Genomic DNA, 5104 nt, shown 5'->3' on the forward strand with positions numbered 1-5104 from the left:
CGCCCTCGGCCCAGCCCGTACCGTCCGCAGCGGCGCCGAACGCCTTGCACCGGCCGTCCGCCGACAGGCCGCGCTGACGGCTGAACTCCACGAACACGGACGGGCCTGCCATCACCGTGACGCCGCCGACGAGGGCCATCGAGCACTCCCCGCTCCGGAGCGCCTGCGCGGCGAGGTGGAGGGCCACGAGCGACGACGAGCACGCCGTGTCGACCGTGACCGCCGGCCCCTCGAGCCCGAACGTGTACGAGACACGCCCCGAAGCGACGCTGCCCGCGCTGCCGTTCACGAGGTAGCCCTCCAGCCCTGGGGGCGAGGTGTGCACGCGCCCGCCGTAGTCGTGGTACATCACGCCGGCGAAGACACCGGTCCTGCTGCCCCGCACCGTCGCCGGGTCGATCCCGGCCCGCTCGAACGCCTCCCACGACGTCTCCAGCAGCAACCGCTGCTGCGGGTCCATCGCCAGCGCCTCACGTGGCGAGATCCCGAAGAACTCGGCGTCGAAGTCCGCCGCGTCGTGCAGGAAGCCGCCCTCTCGGGTGTAGCTGGTGCCCCACTGGTCGGGGTTCGGGTCGTAGAGGTTCTCGACGTCCCAGCCGCGGTCCTCGGGGAAGCCCGACACGGCGTCGCGGCCGGAGAACACCAGCTGCCAGAGGTCTTCGGGCGACTGCACGCCGCCGGGGTAGCGGCAGGCCATGCCCACGATCGCGATGGGCTCGTCCGCCGTTCCGGTGGCCGTGGAGAGGGTCGCCGGCGCGGCTGCCGCTGCCGCTGCCGCGCCGGATCCTGCGGCTTCGGCGGTGAGGAAGCGGGCGAGGGTAAGCGGGTTCGGGTAGTCGAAGATCAGGGTGGCGGGCAGGCGCATGCCGACGGCCGAGTTGAGCCGGTTGCGCAGTTCGACGGCGCTCAGCGAGTCGAACCCGATGTCCTTGAACGAGTCGTCCGCGCCGACCGACTGTGCGCCGGCGTGCCCGAGCACGGCGGCGACCTGGGTACGCACGAGGTCCAGCACCACGTGCTCCCGCTCGGCCTCCGGCAGCCCGGCCAGCCGCTGAGCCAGCGATCCCTTCGGCGTGGTCTGCGCCGTGCGCCGCACCGGCGCGAACCGCACCAGTCCGCGCAGGACCGGCGGCACGGGCTGCCCCTTTCCGTCGTGGAAGGCGGACGTGTCGAGCCGGATCGGGGCGACCGCTGCCCGGTCGGTGGCCAGTGCCGCGTCGAACATCCGCAGGCCGTCCGCCGACGGGATCGCGGCGAGGCCCATGCGCTTGATGCGGGTGAGATCGGTGTGGTCGAGGCGGCCGGTCATGGCGCTCTCGCTGTCCTGCGCCCACAGGCCCCAGGCCAGTGACGTGGCCCGCTGGCCCGCGGCACGGCGGTGCTCGGCGAGGGCGTCGAGGAAGGTGTTGGCAGCGGCGTAGTTCGCCTGGCCCGGCGTGCCGAGGGTGCCCGCCACCGAGGAGAAGAGCACGAACGCGGACAGGTCGCCGGACAGCTCGCCCGCCAGGTCGTGCAGGTTCAGCGCCGCGTCCACCTTCGGGCGGAACACTGCGTCCAGCCGCTCGGGGGTCAGCGCGCCGATGATTCCGTCGTCCAGGACGCCGGCGGTGTGGATGATCGCGGACAGGCTCTTCCCGGGCCCGGCCAGGAGTGCACGGACGGCGTCGCGGTCGGCCACATCACACGCGGCCCAGGTGACGTCGGCGCCCTGCGCGGTCAGCTCGGCGGTGAGCTCGGCCGCGCCGGGTGCGGCGCCGCCGCGGCGGCTGACGAGCAGCAGAGTGCGGACGCCGTGCTCGGCGACCAGGTGCCGGGCGAACAGCCCGCCCAGCCCGCCCGACGCGCCCGTCAGCAGGACGGTGCCGGAGCCGAGGCAGGGAAGCTCCGGCTCGGCGTCCGGCGCGGCGACGCGGACCAGCCTCGGCACCCGGACCTCGTCGCCCGCGTGCACCGCGGCCTGCGGCTCGCCCGACGCGATCAGGCCGGGCAGCACCCGGGCAAGACCGGCGGCGTCAACACCGCTGCCGGCCTCGGCATGGGCATCGGCGGAGGTCTCGACCAGCACGATGCGGTCGGGGTTCTCGGTCTGCGCCGAGCGCACCAGTCCGCGGACCGCCGACTGCGCGAGGTCTCCCGAACGCGTCACCAACACCAGGCGCGCCGGGCGTTCCTCGGCCAGCCACCACTGCACCAGCTCCAGCACGGCGTGGGTGACCTCACGGACCCGGGTGGCCAGGTCCGCGCCGGTCCCGGTCGGGCAGGGCACGACCACGGCATCGGCGACGGCGTCGGCTTCGGCGTCGGCTTCGGCGTCGGCTTCGGCTTCGGCTTCGGCTTCGGCGTCGGCGTCGGCTTCGGCTTCGGCTTCGGCTTCGGCTTCGGCTTCGGCGTCGGCTTCGGCTTCGGCTTCGGCTTCGGCTTCGGCTTCGGCTTCGGCTTCGGTGTCCGCCGACGAGTCAGCGGCCCGAAGAGCGGCGAGATCCTCGTACGTCTCGATCCTCATGCCGTCCGGCGCGGACGGCAGGCTGACCGGCGTCCACTCCAGGCCGAAGACCGCGTCGTCGCTGCCGGAACCGGCGCGCAACTGGCCGGCGGGCACCGGGCGCAGCGTCAGCGAGTCGACGTGCGCGACCGGCTCACCGGTGCCGTCGGCCAGCACCAGCGACACCGTGGAGGTGCCGGTGCCGGCGTGCGAGACCTTCACCCGCAGGTCGGAGGCTCCGGCAGCCGCCAGGCGCACGCCGCTCCAGGCGAACGGCAGCAGCCCGTTTCCCGTCCCGGCCTCGGGCTCGACCGCGCCCAGCCAGACGGTGTGCAGAGCGGCGTCGAACAGGGCGGGGTGCAGACCGTACGCGCCCGCGTCCGTCCGCTCCGCGCCGGGCAGCTCCACTTCGGCGAAGTAGTCGTCCCCGCTCCGCCACGCGGCGCGCAGCCCCTGGAAGACGGGGCCGTAGTCGAGGGTCATGCCGGCGAGGCGGTCGTAGAACCCGTCGACGTCGACCGGCTCCGCACCCACGGGCGGCCACGGGGTGAGCGAGCCGTCCACGGCCCCGCCCGGGGCGGCGGTCAGCGTGCCGGACGCGTGCCGGACCCATGCCCGCTCGGAGTGGTCCTCGTGGGCGGAGGCGTCCCCGTCGTCGATCCGCGAGTGCACGGTCAGCGGCCTGCGGCCCGAGCCGTCGTCGGCGCCTACGCGCACCTGCAGGGCGACGCCGCCGCGTTCGGGCACGAGCAGCGGTGTCTCCAGTGTCAGCTCTTCCAGCGCGTCGCAGCCCACGGCGTCGGCAGCAGCGATCGCCAGCTCGACGAACGCGGTTCCCGGCAGGAGCGCGAGTCCACTGACGGCGTGGTCCACCAGCCACGGGTGCGTGTGCGTCGAGAGCCGCCCGGTGAGCAGGTGTCCGTCGCCGTCGGCCAGCGGCACGACGGCGCCGAGGAGCGGGTGACCGGCCTCGCGCTGCCCCACCGCGCGCATGTCACCGGCGGAGGCGGGGGCGTCGAGCCAGTAGCGCTCGCGCTGGAAGGCGTACGTGGGCAGGTCGACGCGCCGGGCGCCCGGGAAGAAAGCGTGCCAGTCCACTTCGGCGCCGCTGACGTGCAGTTCGGCGAGCGCGGTGACGACGGCCTGCCGCTCGGGGCGGTCACCTCGCAGCAGTGGGACGGTGACCGCCTCGTCCACACAGCCCTGCGCCATGCCGCTCAGGACACCGCCCGGACCGATCTCCACGAACGTGGTCACACCCAGCTCGTGCAGGGTCCGCACACCGTCGGCGAAACGGACCGCCTCGCGGACGTGCCGCACCCAGTACTCGGCGGTGTACGTCTCGGCCAGGCGGCCGGTGAGGTTCGAGACCACCGGGATCCGCGGCTCACTGAACGTCAGACCGCGAACGACGTCCGCGAACGCCTCCAGCATCGGGTCCATCAGCGGCGAATGGAACGCGTGACTGACCTTCAACCGGGAGGTTTTGCGGCCCTGTTGGGTGAAGACCTCGGCGATCTCCAGCACGGCATCCTCGGCTCCGGAGACCACGACGGACCACGGGCCGTTGATCGCCGCGATACCTGTCCTGGCGGTCAGATGCGGCAGCACCTCGTCCTCGGCCGCCTGGACCGCCACCATCGCACCACCCGCGGGCAGCGCCTGCATCAACGCGGCACGCGCCGACACCAGCTTCGCCGCATCCTCAAGCGACAACACACCCGCCACATGAGCAGCCGCAATCTCACCCACCGAATGACCGGCCACACAATCCGGCCGGACACCCCACGACTCCAACAGCCGGAACAGCGCCACCTCAACAGCGAACAACGCCGGCTGCGTCGAACCCGTCTGATGAAGCGATTCCGCATCAACGTCGACCGGGGCGTCCAGATGCGCGCACACCTCGTCATACGCCGCAGCGAACACCGGGTAAGCCGCGTACAGCTCACGCCCCATCCCCAGCCGCTGCGAACCCTGACCCGAGAACAAGAACCCTGCCTTGTCCGCCGAGTGAGCGCGCCCGGCGACGACGTTCGCCGCCGGTTCGCCTGCCGCGAGGGCCTCCAGCCCTGCCCGCAGCTCGGCCGGGTCGGTGCCGATCACTGCGGCCCGGTGCTCCAGCGCCGACCGCGTCGTGGCCGACGAGAATCCGGCGTCGACGGGCGACACGTCGTCGGCCGCGAAGGCCAGCAGACGCTCCGCCTGGGCCTTCAGCGCCACTTCACTCCTTGCTGACAGCACCCACGGCACGGGCACCGGGCGGTGTTCCCGGGCCGGCTCGGCCACGGACGCGGCGGGCGCCTCCTCGATGATCGTGTGCGCGTTGGTGCCGCCGATGCCGAAGGACGACACCGCGGCCCGGCGGGGCCTGGCGGTCCCGGGCCATTGCACCGGCTCGGTCAGGAGCCGCACGGCGCCCGCCGACCAGTCGACGTGCGTGGTCGGCTCGTCCACATGGAGCGTCTGCGGCAGAACGCCGTGCTGCATCGCCAGCACCATCTTGATCACACCGGCGACGCCCGCGGCGGCCTGCGTGTGGCCGATGTTGGACTTCAGCGAGCCCAGCCACAGCGGCCGTTCGTCGGAGTGTTCCCGGCCGTACGTGGCGAGGAGCGCCTG

General features: G+C 73.2%; 1 protein-coding gene. It reads right to left on the minus strand.

Features of this window, described 5'->3' with window-relative positions; all coding sequences use genetic code 11:
• A partial coding sequence (locus ACZ562_RS38180) for a type I polyketide synthase (protein ID WP_471189288.1) occupies positions 1–5104 on the minus strand: 5104 nt, incomplete at both ends.

The organism is Streptomyces sp. NPDC040410 (assembly GCF_055595715.1).